General features: G+C 28.6%; 13 protein-coding genes. 12 read left to right on the top strand and 1 reads right to left on the bottom strand.

Annotated features, from left to right (window positions below; translation table 11 throughout):
- Window position 1: 1 nt before the first annotated feature.
- From AC1B00_RS06355 to AC1B00_RS06300, 12 genes are all read left to right on the top strand, one after another.
- Window positions 2-2356 carry a hybrid sensor histidine kinase/response regulator gene (locus AC1B00_RS06355; RefSeq protein WP_488848854.1) on the top strand — a complete coding sequence of 785 codons (2355 nt, stop codon included), beginning with the start codon at window positions 2-4 and terminating at the stop codon, window positions 2354-2356.
- A 4-nt stretch (window positions 2357-2360) separates the two neighbouring features.
- Entirely contained in the window at window positions 2361-2861 is a 501-nt protein-coding gene (locus AC1B00_RS06350) for a chemotaxis protein CheW (protein ID WP_488848852.1), read from the top strand.
- Window positions 2861-3826 carry a transaldolase gene (locus tag AC1B00_RS06345; protein ID WP_488848851.1) on the top strand — a complete coding sequence of 322 codons (966 nt, stop codon included), beginning with the start codon at window positions 2861-2863 and terminating at the stop codon, window positions 3824-3826. The genes AC1B00_RS06350 and AC1B00_RS06345 overlap by 1 nt, the downstream gene beginning before the upstream one ends.
- A gap of 8 nt (window positions 3827-3834) precedes the next feature.
- Window positions 3835-5034 (top strand): type IV pilus twitching motility protein PilT, encoded by a 1200-nt coding sequence (locus AC1B00_RS06340; RefSeq protein ID WP_488848850.1) that lies wholly within the window; start codon window positions 3835-3837, stop codon window positions 5032-5034.
- Between the two features lie 57 nt (window positions 5035-5091).
- Window positions 5092-5628 (top strand): 50S ribosomal protein L25/general stress protein Ctc, encoded by a 537-nt coding sequence (locus AC1B00_RS06335; protein WP_488848848.1) that lies wholly within the window; start codon window positions 5092-5094, stop codon window positions 5626-5628.
- The gene (pth, locus tag AC1B00_RS06330; protein ID WP_239817058.1) at window positions 5625-6161 is read left to right on the top strand and encodes an aminoacyl-tRNA hydrolase; all 537 of its coding nucleotides are present in this window, start codon (window positions 5625-5627) and stop codon (window positions 6159-6161) included. The genes AC1B00_RS06335 and pth overlap by 4 nt, the downstream gene beginning before the upstream one ends.
- Window positions 6162-6229: 68 nt before the next feature.
- Window positions 6230-6739: a hypothetical protein gene (locus AC1B00_RS06325; protein WP_488848847.1), complete on the top strand. Its 510-nt coding sequence runs from the start codon at window positions 6230-6232 to the stop codon at window positions 6737-6739.
- Between the two features lie 65 nt (window positions 6740-6804).
- Window positions 6805-7788 carry a DUF2156 domain-containing protein gene (locus tag AC1B00_RS06320; protein ID WP_336611522.1) on the top strand — a complete coding sequence of 328 codons (984 nt, stop codon included), beginning with the start codon at window positions 6805-6807 and terminating at the stop codon, window positions 7786-7788.
- A complete protein-coding gene (locus AC1B00_RS06315) occupies window positions 7785-8213 on the top strand; it encodes a GNAT family N-acetyltransferase (RefSeq protein ID WP_488848846.1) in 429 nt (142 codons plus the stop codon). The genes AC1B00_RS06320 and AC1B00_RS06315 overlap by 4 nt, the downstream gene beginning before the upstream one ends.
- A 99-nt stretch (window positions 8214-8312) precedes the next feature.
- Window positions 8313-9494, top strand: coding sequence for an aminofutalosine deaminase family hydrolase (gene mqnF, locus AC1B00_RS06310; protein WP_488848844.1), 1182 nt, complete (start codon window positions 8313-8315; stop codon window positions 9492-9494).
- Window positions 9491-10495 carry a tRNA 2-thiouridine(34) synthase MnmA gene (gene mnmA, locus AC1B00_RS06305; RefSeq protein WP_488848843.1) on the top strand — a complete coding sequence of 335 codons (1005 nt, stop codon included), beginning with the start codon at window positions 9491-9493 and terminating at the stop codon, window positions 10493-10495. The genes mqnF and mnmA overlap by 4 nt, the downstream gene beginning before the upstream one ends.
- Before the next feature lie 3 nt (window positions 10496-10498).
- Complete coding sequence (locus AC1B00_RS06300; RefSeq protein ID WP_239817052.1) at window positions 10499-12583, top strand: RNA degradosome polyphosphate kinase; 2085 nt, start codon at window positions 10499-10501, stop codon at window positions 12581-12583.
- Between the two features lie 640 nt (window positions 12584-13223).
- Here the strand turns inward: AC1B00_RS06300 and AC1B00_RS06295 are convergent.
- Window positions 13224-13355: a hypothetical protein gene (locus AC1B00_RS06295; protein WP_488848842.1), complete on the bottom strand. Its 132-nt coding sequence runs from the start codon at window positions 13353-13355 to the stop codon at window positions 13224-13226.
- Window positions 13356-13439 lie beyond the last annotated feature (84 nt).

Here is a 13439-nt window from a genome sequence, read left to right as displayed (position 1 = left end):
TATGGAAGATATGCAAGAGATATTAGAAGACTTCTTAGTAGAAGCTTTTGAATTAATTGAACAAATAGATCACGATTTAGTTGAGCTTGAAAGCAATCCAGAAGATTTAGAATTGCTTAACCGCATTTTCCGTGTTGCTCACACAGTTAAGGGAAGTTCAAGCTTTTTAAACTTTGATGTTTTAACAAAATTAACTCATCACATGGAAGATGTTTTAAACAAAGCTCGTCATGGAGAATTGCTTATAACTCCTGATATTATGGACGTTGTTCTTGAGTCTATTGATATGATGAAGGATTTATTACATTGTATTAAAGATAATGGAAATGATACAGCTATTAACATGGATATTAATTCAATTTGCACACGCCTAACAGCAATTAGTGAAGGTAAAGTTTTAAGCGAAGTTCAAGCAGAACCAAAAACTTTAGATGAAAAAATCGAAGAATTAATAGAAAAAGATTCAAATAGCAATGAAGAAGAAGTAGATGTTAATTCTTTAAGTGCTGATGAAGTTGAAGCAGAAATTGAAAGATTATTAAAACAAAGAAAAGCTGAAGATAAAGCAAGAAGAGAAGAAAAGAAAAAGAACGAAGCAGCTGCTGAGCCAAAAGCTGAAATACAAGAAGAAGCAAAAGTTGAGCCAAAAGCTGTTGAAAAACCAAGCAGAGCAGATAAAGATAAAAACTCAAGCAAACAAGCTCCAGTTGCAGCAGATAAAGGTAATTCTTCAAATATGGAACAAACCATTAGGGTTGAAGTAAAAAGACTTGATAACCTAATGAATTTAATAGGTGAATTAGTTCTTGGCAAGAATAGATTATTAAAGATTTATGATGATGTTGAAGAAAGATATGAAGGTGAGAAATTTATTGAAGAATTAAATCAAGTTGTAAATCAACTAAGCGTTGTAACAACAGATATTCAACTAGCAGTAATGAAGACAAGAATGCAACCTATTGCAAAAGTATTTAATAAATTCCCAAGAGTTGTAAGAGATTTAAGCCGTGATTTAGGCAAGCAAATTGAGCTTGAACTTGAAGGTGAAGAAACAGAATTAGATAAATCAATAGTTGAAGAAATAGGCGATCCTATTATGCATATGATTAGAAACTCATGCGATCACGGAGTTGAATCAACAGAAGATAGAATTGCAGCAGGTAAGCCAGAAAAAGGAACAGTTCAACTAAAAGCTTACAATGAAGGAAATCACATTGTAATTGAAATTGCTGATGATGGCAAGGGTCTTGATGCTGATATACTTAAGACGAAAGCTATTGAAAAAGGTGTTATTAGCGAAAGAGAAGCTGATAATATGAGTGATAAAGAAGCTTATGGGCTTATATTTAAACCAGGATTTTCAACTGCTAAGCAAGTTACAAATGTAAGTGGTCGTGGCGTTGGAATGGATGTTGTAAAAACTAATATTGATAAGCTAAATGGTATTATTGAAGTAGATAGTGAGCTTGGCAAGGGAACCGTGATTAAATTGAAAATACCTTTAACCCTAGCAATTATTCAATCATTGCTTGTTAAAACTCAAGAAGAATTTTATGCTATTCCACTTGCTAGTGTTCTTGAGACAGTTAGAGTTGCTATTGATGATATTTATACAATTGAAGGCAAAAATGTATTAAGATTAAGAGATGAAGTTTTATCGCTTGTAAGACTTAGTGACTTATTTGGTGTAAAACAAGTGCTTGAAAATAGCGAACAAGCTTATGTTGTAGTTGTGGGTGCAGCTGCTTCAAAACTTGGAATTATTGTAGATACTTTAATAGGACAAGAAGAAGTTGTAATTAAGTCTATGGGATACTACTTACAAAACATTACAGGAATTGCAGGCTCAACCATTCGTGGAGATGGTAATGTTACCTTAATCGTTGATGTTGGTGCAATGATGGATATGGCTAAAGATGTTAAAGTAGATATTAAAGCAAGTAGCGAAAGTGCTGCAAAAGTTACAAAAGAAAAGCCAAGTGATTATGTTGTTTTAGCTGTTGATGATTCTCAAATTGATAGGGGAATTATGAAAAAAGCTCTTGAACCACTAGGTATTAAAGTAATTGAAGCAGCTAATGGTGTTGAAGCTTTAAATGTTGTAAAAAGCGGAGAGCACTCAATTGATGCAATGTTAATTGATATTGAAATGCCTAGAATGGATGGATACACACTAGCAGCAGAAATTAGAAAATATGCAAAATATAGAAATCTACCATTAATTGCTGTAACAAGTAGAACAAGTAAGAGTGATAGATTAAGAGGTGTAGAAGTAGGAATGACTGAGTATATTACAAAGCCTTATTCTTATGAATATTTAGAGAATGTAGTAAGAAAGAATTTAAAGTTAGGATAATGTAATGGAAAGATTAAATCAAGTTTTAAATAGACAGCAAGAGCAAGTAAAGGGCACTTCAGCAAGAGATACTAAAGAAGAGCAAATTAGACAGTTAGTAGGTTTTATGATAGATGAAGAAGAATATGCTATTCCGATTTTAAGCATTCAAGAAATAATAAAACCTATTGAATACACTAGGGTTCCTAGTGTGCCTGATTATGTTTTAGGTGTATTTAATATGCGTGGTAATGTTATTCCTTTAATTGATTTAGCAAAGCGTTTTGGTTTAGGAAGCTCAAAACATACTCAACATACTAGATATATAGTATTAAAAGGTGAAGAAGGAAATATAGGTTTTGTTATTGATAAACTAACTGAAGCTATCAAAATTAAAGAGAGCAATATAGACCAACCACCTGAGACTTTACTAAAAGAAAAAGGTATGATTGATGGTATTGGAAAGCAAGAAAATAATATTTTAACCATATTAAAAGTTGAAGCTTTAATGAAAAGGGATTTTTAATGAGTGGATATAGCATTTGGTGTGACTTTATTGAAAATAGTTTTTTAGATAATGAATTTTTACAAATGCTAGCTAGTGGCACTATAAATGGTGCTACTAGCAATCCTAGTATATTTAAAAATGCAATTACTACTTCAGCTTACTATAAAGAAAGAATAAAACAATTAAATATTAAAAATAAAGAAGAATTATTTTTAGCTCTAGCTTTAGAAGATATAAAAAAAGCAGCTCTTAAAATGAGTTGTTTATATGCAAAAGATAACAATAATGGTTTTATTAGTTTTGAAATAAATCCATTAAATAGTAATAACGCAGGTCTTAGCATTGCAGAAGGTTTAAAAATTGCTAATTTAATAAATATGCCAAATCTTATGATAAAAGTTCCAGCAACAAATGCAGGTTATGAAGTTATGAATACTTTAGCAAGTTATGGAATTAGCATTAATGCAACTTTAATTTTTTCACATGAACAAGCAAAAAAATGTAATGATGCAATAAGTGAAGGCATGAAAAAATATAAAGCAAAAAATCCTAATGGAATAACTAATAAAGGTGTTGTTAGTATTTTTGTAAGCAGAGTTGATAGCTTGTTAAATCATAGATATAGTGTAAAAAATCAAATAGGCATTCAAAATGCAATATATTCAGCATCTAAGGTGGATAGTGAAAACATTAGAGCTTTATTTGCTAGCACAGGAACTAAAAGTAATGATTTAAGCAAAGATTATTATTTAAAAGAACTAGAACTAAACAACACTATAAATACAGCGCCAATCAATGCAATAAATGCTTATAGACCAAGCAAAAACATAAAGAATTTGAATCAGGAATTAATAACTTCATCAAAAGAATTTATATTCTCAACAATTAATGAAATTGAGTATGATAACGCATGTAAAAAGCTTTTAGATGATGGTTTAGTTCAATTTGAAAAAGCTTATATAGATATATTAGAAAATCTTTAAGGATTAGTATGGAAATAGATTTAGAGAATATCCGTTGGGAACTAAGAGATAATTTAGATGGTTGGCTTAATACATTAATTGACTTAGGTGGAAGTGATTTGCACTTAAGCTCAAATTTAAATCCTAAGGGTAGAGTAAATGGTGAAATTAGTGAAATTGCACCAGAAATTGTAACTAGAGAAGATATGCTAGATTTATGCAAGGCTTTAACAAGAGGTGATTTTACGAGATTTGTAGATAATAAAAATATAGACTTTTCGTATGAGCCAAAGAATAAAGATAAGTTTAAATACAAAGGTTCGTTTCGTGTGAATTTATTTTTTACAATGAATGGACCAAGCGCAGTATTTAGAACCATTCCTGATACTATGCCAAGTTTTGAGGCTTTAAAACTGCCTGAAGTTATAAAAGATATTACTACAACAGAAACAAGAGGTTTAATATTAGTTACAGGTCCAACAGGTAGTGGTAAAACAACAACTCTTGCATCAATTATTGAATATATAAACCAAAATTATAATAGACACATTATTACTATTGAAGATCCGATTGAGTTTAAATATAAACCTGCAAAATCAATAGTAAATCAAAGAGCAATAGGGCAAGATGCTTTAAGCTTTCAAGATGCTTTAAGAGCAGCTCTTAGAGAAGACCCTGATATTATTCTAGTTGGTGAGATGAGAGATTTAGAGACTATTGAAGTAGCAATGCACGCAGCAGAAACTGGACACTTAGTATTAAGCACACTGCATACAATTAATGCTCAAGAGACTTTAAACAGGGTTTTAGGAATGTTTCCTAAAGAAGAGCAAAACAGAATTAGAAGTTCATTCTCAGGCGTTTTAAGGGCTGTAATTTCTCAAAGATTATGTAAAACGACTGATGGTAAAAGAACTGCAGCTATTGAAGTTTTAAGAGGTAATGAGCGTATTAAAAGGCTTATTTTAGAAGGTAGAGAAAACTCAATAGGAGATGTTTTAAAAGAAGGCACTATGAAAATGCAAAGTTTTGACCAGCATTTATTAACTTTATATAAAAATGGTAGAATTACTGAAGAAGAAGCTTATGATAAAGCAAGTAATGCAAACGATTTGAAAGTTTTAATTGATGGTTATAAATTTGGTGAAGCTAAGAAAACTCAAACAAGTGCAAATGTAGGTTTTCAGTTTAAATTAGCACAAAAAGAAGAAAAAGAAGAACAAAAATAATTTATATTAAATATTTTAAGATAATATAAACGCTTATTTTTTATGAAAGGACATTTTATGTTAGAAGGACAAATTAGACAGAGTATTGGTAGAAAGTCAGCTAAAGCTGCTAGACAAGATGGTATGCTAATTGCAAATATCTATGGAAAAGGTGTTGAAAACATTCACGCAGTGTTTAAGGCAAATGAATTTATTAAAGAAGTTCGCAAAAAAGACGGATTAATTTTCCCAGTTAAAGTTGATGGAAAAGTTTATGAAGTTGTAATTGTTGATTATCAACACCACCCAGTAACAAGTGAAATTAAGCACGTTGATTTAAAATTAGCTTTAAAAGGTGTAGAGAGCTTTTATATGGTTCCAGTAAAAGTTGTTGGAACTGCAAAAGGTCTTAAAAATAAAGGTGTTTTAATTCAATCAAAACGCCGCTTGAAAGTTAAGTGCAAAGCAGAAAACTTACCTAATTTCTTTGAATTAGATGTAACTGATTTAGATGTTGGCGATGCTTTACTTGTAAGAGATATTAAAGTTGCTGATAATGTAAAAATTATTGACGCAGGTCGTGTAGCTGTTGTTGGAGTAGAAAAAGCTAGATGATTTTAGTCGTAGGTCTAGGAAATCCTGGCGAGAAATACAAAAATACTCGCCACAACCTAGGCTTTATGTTAATTGATAAAATACTTGATTCTTCTTTTAAAAAACAAAATCTTAATTGCAACGCAGAATTGTATAAAAAACAAGATTTATTATTGTTAAAACCATTAACTTATATGAATAATTCAGGTGAAAGTGTTAAAAAAGTTGTAGATTTTTATAAGCCTGAGAGAATTATTGTTTGTCATGATGAAATGGATATTGGATTTTGCAAATTAAAGATTAAAAAAGGTGGTAGCTCAGGAGGGCATAATGGATTAAAATCTATTGATGCTTTAATAGGAAATGAGTATGAAAGGGTAAGGCTTGGTATTGGAAAGCCTCAATTTAAATATGAAGTTATTAATTATGTTTTAGATAATTTTAGTAAAGAAGAAGAAAAGGAATTGCAAAGTTTTTTAGATTATTCAAAAGAAGCTTTAGAGTATCTTATATCAAATGATATTTTGAAAACTCAAAATAAATTCCATAATTAAACTTTACATGTTTATAATTAATTAATAAAATAAATATTTATTTAATAATCAATAAATTAAGAAAGAGAATGAAGATTTTAAAAGTATTAATTATAATTCTTACTATATTTAATATGAAATTATTTGCTAAACAAGATTATAGCTGTTTGCAATTTGAAAGCGTTGAGCAATTTAAACAAAAGAGCCTAATGGCTTTGCAGTTAGCATTTAGTGATATTGATGCTATGATTTTTAGCAAGATTTTTCAAATTCATGAAATAAATGAAATTAGCAATGATAAAATAAATAAAATTAGCAAGTGTGAAGTATCATACACGGTAATTCCTATGGAAAGATATGAAGCTTTAGGCTATTTATATTCAATAGGAAATGATTATTCAGAGTTTAAAAATATATTATATGGTTTAATAAATGAAGATAAACACGAAAGAGAAAGATTTATTTCAAAGCTTAAAAAACTTACTTTAATATTGCCAAAATCAACCTATGTTTCAAAGTATACAAATAAAAAAATAGAAACAAAAATAGCTAAATTTTCAATTTTTGAACTTTTTAGACAGCAAATCCAAAATAACTAAAAAAACGCTTTATTATTTTACTTTATACATTTATAATTCGCGCATTTTTTAAACAAGGAAAATTAATGGCAGAAATAAAATTTCAAGACTATACTTTAAAAGCTTTTGATTTAAAAGCTAAGGATTTAATGCAGCAATATTTAAATGATTTTGATGTAAATGTAAGCGATTATTCATTTTGTGCTAATTATATTTGGCTATCAAAATCTAGCGGTTTTTATGCGATTATTAATAATACATTTTGCTTATTTGTTATGAATGGTGGAGAGCTTTCTATGTTATTACCGCCACTTGGTAAGCCAAAAGATTGTTATGAGAGCATTCCTGAATGTTTTAAGATTATGAATGAAAATAATTCATCTAATTATTATTCAAGAATTGAGTATGTATGTGATAGTTTTTTAGAAGGTTTTATTACTTACACAAATGAAGGAGAAGTTATTTTTAGCTCTCTTGATAATTATGTAATAGAAAAAAAATTAGCAGATTACATTTATGTAAGTGATGATTTAATAGAGCTAAAAGGCAATTCTTATCATACAAAAAGAACAGAAATTAATAAATTTAAAAGAGTTTATCCTAATTACTTAGTAGAAGTTTTAGATTGCAAAAAACACAGCGAAGATATAAGAATATTATTTGATAAATGGGTAAGCGATAGAATAAAATATGTGCCAAAAGCTGAAGTTGATGCGTTCTTAGATGGTATTTATCAAGAAAGATTAGCAATTAAAAGATGTTTGCAAGATTATGAAGCACTTGGCTTAGTTGGTCTAGTAATTTATATTAACGATGAATTGAAAGGCTTTACAATCGGAGAAAAGATTTGCAGTGATACTGCAAGTGTTTTGATTGAAAAAACAGATTTTGAAGTATTAGGCTGCGCTCAATTTATTTTCAGAGAATTTTCAAAATATTTAAAAGATAAATTTGATTGTAAATACATAAATGTAGGTGATGATATGGGATTTGAAAATCTAAAAAAAGTAAAAATGTCTTATCGCCCAGAAAAAATCATTCCAAAATACACAATTTATCAAAAATTATGATTATAAAAGCTAATAAAAATCATTTAAATTCATTGCTTTATTTAGAAGAGATGTGTTTTAAAAATGATTGTTTTAAATTAAGTAGGGCGAATTTTTTATATCATATAAAAAAAGAAAATATTTTAATCTATTTAAAAGATGAAAAAGTTGTAGCATATATTCTAAGCATAACTTACAAAAATAGCATTAGAATATATTCTTTAGCAGTAGATAAAAATTATCAAAATATGAGTTTAGCAACTAAGCTTTGTGAAAATATTATAAATAATTCAAATAAAAAGATTTATTTAGAAGTTAGAAAAAGTAATGAAAAAGCCATTAGATTATACGAAAAATTAGGCTTTAAATATCAAAAAATACTTAAAAATTATTATTTTGATGAAGACGGAATAAAAATGTTAAGAGAATTTGAAATAGGAAATTAAATCCTATTTCAAATTCCTTTTGTATAAAAAGATTTATTTTATCCTATTTTTTACAACATTTATTTAAAAAAATTCCGTAATATTTCATAAAGGATTAAAATGATTAAAATTATGAAAACTAAGGCTATTTTAGACTTTAGCCGTGATGATTTTTTGCAGATTAATAAGACTTTAGTATTTGATGAAAAAATTATAAAAATATGTGATTTTGATGAAGCTATTAAAGAATACAAAAACGCTCATATTATAGACAAGAGCGAGTTTATAATAAGTCCAGTTTTATGTAATTTGCATTCACATTTAGAGTTTTGCTTATCAAGACTTTATTATGGAGATTTTGCAAAATGGCTTGAAAGCATAATTACAAATAGACAAAATTACGATAAAGATAAATTAAATCAAGAAATAAAAAATCAAATTAATATTATGCTAAAAAGCGGAGTAGGGTATTTAGGAGAGATTTCTAGTTTTGGTGCAAATCTTGAAAGCCTATCAGAAAGCCCAATAAAGAGCATAATTTTTCATGAGATTTTAGGTGCAAATGATGAAGCAATATCTAAAAATATTGATTTTTTTGAAGAAAGATTTTCAAGATTTTCAAACTTAAATAATCATATTTCATTGCATAGTCCTTATTCAATTTGCGATAAGACTTATGATTATGCTATTAATTTTGCTAAAAAAAATGATTTATTAATAAGCACTCATTATTTAGAAAGTCCTTATGAGTTAGAGCATTTAAAAGGATATAAAAATAATCTTAGTTCATATCTAGCAAGATTTAATCCGAGTTTAATTACAAAGGATTTTTTAAGCGAATTTGATGATTTAAAGGCGATTTTTACACATTGTAATTATGTTGATGATTTTAGTATTTTTAAATCTCATCATATAATAACGTCTTGCCCTAGGTCTAATAGGTTTTTAGGCTCTCGTGCATTAAGGTTTAAAAATCTTTTAGAAAATAAATTAAACTTTAGTTTAGGAACAGATGGGCTTAGCTCAAACAATACTTTAAATATGTTTGATGAGCTTAGAGCCTTTTTATATATACAAAGTGATTTTGAATTAAATGAATTAGCTTTTCTACTTTATAAGGCTGTTTGTTTTGATAATTCTCATTTGTTTTTAGATGGTTTAAAGCCATTTAGCAAAGGTGCTAGTGCTGATTTTATCATTTTAGATGATTTTGGATATTTAAATGATAATTTACTAGCTCAAATTATATTAAGAACACAAGAAATTAAAAATATGTATTTAGATGGAAAGGAAATTATATGAATGTAGTTTTAGCAATGAGTGGTGGGGTTGATAGCTCTTATACGGCTCTTATGCTTAAAGAAAAAGGTTTTAATGTAAGCGGTGTTTATATGAAATTACACGGCCGCCCTAATTATCACGAAAAAAACATAGAAAATGGACAAAGGGTTGCTGATTTTTTAGGAATATCTTATGAAGTGCTTGATTTTACTAAAGAATTTAACGATGCAGTATTTAATCCTTTTATTAAAACTTATGAAGCAGGACTTACCCCAAACCCATGTGCTTTATGTAATAAAAATATAAAATTAGGAGCTTTACTAGATTACGCAAAGAGCAAAAATGCAAAACTAGCAACAGGACATTACGCTCAAATTGAAAATGGCATGCTTAAAAAAGCCATTGATTTAAGTAAAGACCAAACATATTTTCTAGCAAATGTAACTAAGCAAAGTTTAGAAGATGTGCTTTTTCCTTTAGGGGATAAGTTTAAAAAAGACATAAAAGAACAAGCCCTAAAAATCCCTATGCTAAAGTCTATTAGCGAACAAAAGGAAAGCTCAGAAATATGCTTTGTAACTACAAATTACACCGATGTTTTAAAAGAGCATGTAGAAGTTAATCAAAAAGGCTTTGTAAAAAATATAAAAGGCGAAATCGTAGGAGAGCATGATGGCTATATGCACTATACTATCGGCAAAAGGCGTGGATTTAGCGTAAAGGGTGCATTAACTCCACATTATGTTCTAAAAATAGATGCAAAAGCAAATGAAATAATAGTAGGTTCTAAAGAAGAATTATTTGTAAAAGAATTTGAATTAGGAAATATAAACGCATTTTGCGATTTTGATGAGCTAGAATGTAAAGTAAAAATTAGATATAACACAAAAGAAGTTCCTTGTAAATTAATCAAAAAAGAAAAAAAGGTATTATTAGAAGAAAGTGTATATGCTTTAGCGAAGGGACAATTAGCAGTATTTTATCAAGGTGATTTAGTAGTAGCAAGTGGCTTTATAGTATAAAGGATGAAAATGAAGAAGGAATTGGTATTTAATAGGGAATTATCTTGGCTTAAGTTTAATTCAAGGGTGCTTGATCAATGTAATAAAAAAATCCCACTTCTTGAAAAATTAAGATTTATTAGTATATATTGCACTAACTTAGATGAGTTTTATATGATTAGGGTTGCTGGGCTTAAGCAACTTTTTGCAGCTGGTGTTGTTCCACAAAATGAACTCCCACCGCTTGAGCAATTAAATGCTATTAGAGATTATTTGCATGATGAAAAAGATACTTTAGAAAAAAACTATTTTCAAATAATGAGCGAGTTAGCAACAGCAGGAGTTGAGCTTAAAAGCTACAATGATTTGACTAGAAATCAAAAAGGAAGAGCAAAAGAGTATTTCTTTAGCACAATAATGCCTGTTATCGTTCCTATTGCAGTGGATTCAACTCACCCATTCCCACCGCTTAATAATTTATCTTTTTCATTAGCTGTAAAGCTAAAAAGCGAAGATGAAAAGCATGATAAGTTTGCAATGGTTAGAATTCCTAGAGTATTGCCTAGATTTTTTGAAGCTGATAGGGGACTTTTCGTTCCTATTGAAAGCGTTGTAAAAGAGCATTTAGAAGATATTTTTCCAGGTTTTACAATGGTAGAAAGTGCTGCTTTTAGAGTTACTAGAAATGCTGATATTATTATTGAAGAAGAAGAAGCAGATGATTTCATGATGTTGCTTGAGCAAGGCTTAAAGCTTAGAAGAAAAGGTGCTTATGTAAGAATTCAAATAGAAAATGGTGCAAGTGAAGAGATAAAAAACTTTTTAAGCATGCATCTTAAAGTATTTAATAAAGACATTTACGAATACAAAACCCCGCTAGCACTATCATCAATGCTACAAATCGTAAATAATAAACAATTAAGCCATTTATGCCACGCATCTTATGTTCCAAAGATTTTGCCACCATTTGATGAGAATGTAAGCGTATTTGAAGTAATTGATAAGCAAGATATTTTGTGTTATCAACCTTATGAAAGTTTTGATCCGGTTGCAAGTTTTATCAAAGAAGCTAGCAAAGATCCTAAAGTAATTTCTATTAGAATGACGCTTTATCGCTTAGAAAAAAATAGCCAAATTATAAAAGCTTTAATGGATGCTGCAAACGATGGTAAGCAAGTTACTGTTATGGTTGAATTAAAGGCTCGTTTTGATGAAGAAAACAACCTTTATTGGGCAAAAGAGCTAGAAAATGCAGGAGCTCATGTGGTATATGGAATAGCAGGTTTTAAAGTTCATGCAAAAATTACTCAAGTAATACGCCAATTAGATGATGGAACGCTTAAGTTTTATGCACATTTAGGAACGGGTAATTATAACGGCGTATCAGCTAAGGTTTATACAGATGTAAGCTTTTTTACTTCTAATTTTGATATTGCAAATACCGATATAACAGCGTTTTTTAACATACTTACGGGGTATTGTAAAAACAAGCGTTTAAAGACTTTATCAATGAGTCCATTTCAAATAAAAGAGCAGATTTTAAAAATGATTAAAACTGAAAGCCTAGCAGGTAAAAAAGGCGAAATCATAATGAAGATGAACTCACTTGTTGATGAAGATATCATAAAAGCACTTTATGAAGCATCAAATAAGGGTGTTAGTATAGATTTAATCGTTCGTGGGATTTGTTGTCTTAAGCCAAATCTTAAAGGCTTTAGTGAAAACATAAGAGTAAGAAGTATAGTTGGAAAATATCTTGAGCATGCTAGAATTTTTTATTTTAAACACGCAACTCCTCAGTATTATATAAGCAGCGCTGATATGATGCCAAGAAATTTAGAGCGAAGATTAGAGCTTATGACACCTATATTAAATGAGAGTTTGCATGCGAAATTAGCTGAGATTTTAAGGCTTCAATTAAGCGATAATCAATTAGCTTATACTTTAGATGAAAACGGCGTTTATACAAAGGTGCAAAAAGATGAAAAAGCCCTTGATTCTCAAGAGACTTTTGAAAACTATGTAAGTGGTATTTACAAAAGCTTTAAAAAAGGTCGTGATAAGGCAAAAGCAAACCAAATGGCTCAAAAATTCTTTAGAGAAAATTAGAATTTGAATTCGGAATTTGAGTTTAGAAAAATCCAAATTCCTATTTCAAATTCTTTTTCAATACCTTTCTTAATATCTAAAATATTTTTCATTTATATTATTGATTTAATAAATATCAAAAATATTTAAAATCTAAATTCTGATTTTAAATTCTTTGTAATTTAATACAAAATGTTACAAATCACTAAAAATTTTTAATAAAAATATAAAAATTAATTTATTAATAAAAAATATTTTAATAAATTTATTATAAATATTTTTATTTTTATTGTTTATAAATATTTTATAAAAAGTTAAAATATTTAAATATTATTTAAAATTAATCCTTTAGTATTTTTATGAATTATCATTATTGCCATTTTTTTTTTTTTTTTTTTTTTTTTTTTTTTTTTTTTTTGTAAATGTCGGCATATAAAGTTCTTTAATATTGTTTATTTTATATTTAATATTTATTAATGATAATTTATATTAAAAATAATTATTATTTTATTTTTTAAGTTTAGTTTTATAATCAAACAACTATCATAAAGGCTCAATTTTAAATTATTTTAAGGAGACTTTATGAAAAAGCGTAACAAACCTGTTGCTGGGGGGGGGGTATTTTAAAGTTATCTCTTGCAGCTAGTGCATTAATCTTCTCTCAAGGCTTAATTGCTGAAGAACTACAAACCTCAAATGACAACACACAACAATTAGTAAATCCTAAGGTTACAAACTCACAAAATATAGATTTATCATCTTCAAACTCAGCTGGAACTCCAACTGCTGACAACGGTCAAGTTGAAAACAAAGAACCTTCAGTAGAGAATAAGGAACCTTCTGTTGAAAACAAAGAACCTTCTGTTGAAAACAAAGA

The sequence above is a fragment of the Campylobacter sp. DY7 genome, from assembly GCF_057802535.1.
This window is presented reverse-complemented; position numbering and strand designations above follow the sequence as displayed.

Coding starts and splice junctions, on each gene's coding strand:
- AC1B00_RS06355 (WP_488848854.1), top strand. CDS start 2: ATGGAAGATATGCAAGAGATATTAGAAGACTTCTTAGTAGAAGCTTTT.
- AC1B00_RS06350 (WP_488848852.1), top strand. CDS start 2,361: ATGGAAAGATTAAATCAAGTTTTAAATAGACAGCAAGAGCAAGTAAAG.
- AC1B00_RS06345 (WP_488848851.1), top strand. CDS start 2,861: ATGAGTGGATATAGCATTTGGTGTGACTTTATTGAAAATAGTTTTTTA.
- AC1B00_RS06340 (WP_488848850.1), top strand. CDS start 3,835: ATGGAAATAGATTTAGAGAATATCCGTTGGGAACTAAGAGATAATTTA.
- AC1B00_RS06335 (WP_488848848.1), top strand. CDS start 5,092: ATGTTAGAAGGACAAATTAGACAGAGTATTGGTAGAAAGTCAGCTAAA.
- pth (WP_239817058.1), top strand. CDS start 5,625: ATGATTTTAGTCGTAGGTCTAGGAAATCCTGGCGAGAAATACAAAAAT.
- AC1B00_RS06325 (WP_488848847.1), top strand. CDS start 6,230: ATGAAGATTTTAAAAGTATTAATTATAATTCTTACTATATTTAATATG.
- AC1B00_RS06320 (WP_336611522.1), top strand. CDS start 6,805: ATGGCAGAAATAAAATTTCAAGACTATACTTTAAAAGCTTTTGATTTA.
- AC1B00_RS06315 (WP_488848846.1), top strand. CDS start 7,785: ATGATTATAAAAGCTAATAAAAATCATTTAAATTCATTGCTTTATTTA.
- mqnF (WP_488848844.1), top strand. CDS start 8,313: ATGATTAAAATTATGAAAACTAAGGCTATTTTAGACTTTAGCCGTGAT.
- mnmA (WP_488848843.1), top strand. CDS start 9,491: ATGAATGTAGTTTTAGCAATGAGTGGTGGGGTTGATAGCTCTTATACG.
- AC1B00_RS06300 (WP_239817052.1), top strand. CDS start 10,499: ATGAAAATGAAGAAGGAATTGGTATTTAATAGGGAATTATCTTGGCTT.